This is a genomic window from Staphylococcus pseudoxylosus, from assembly GCF_003697915.1.
Taxonomy (GTDB): Bacteria; Bacillota; Bacilli; order Staphylococcales; family Staphylococcaceae; genus Staphylococcus; species Staphylococcus pseudoxylosus.
Genome location: NZ_RCVN01000097.1, coordinates 1 through 231 on the forward strand (window position 1 = coordinate 1; position 231 = coordinate 231).

At 31.2% G+C, this 231-nt stretch carries 1 protein-coding gene; it reads left to right on the top strand.

Features of this window, described 5'->3' with window-relative positions:
- Nucleotides 1-231, top strand: a 231-nt coding sequence (locus D9V42_RS14960) for a DRTGG domain-containing protein (RefSeq protein ID WP_244204794.1), incomplete at both ends; no start/stop codon positions are given.

Sequence of the window (231 nt, forward strand, 5' to 3'; positions counted from 1 at the left end):
TCGGAAATCGCGAAGATGTGCAGATTGAAGCTTTAAAAAGAGGCACGGCTATATTAATTACTGGTGGATTTAAGCCATCTAATAAAGTTATTAATTTTGCGAATGAACATGATTTACCTGTTCTATCATCAAGTTATGATACATTCCTAGTTGCAAATATTATCAACAAAGCACTTTTTAATCAGAAAATACGAAAAGATATCTTAATAGTTCAAGATATAATGACGCCAT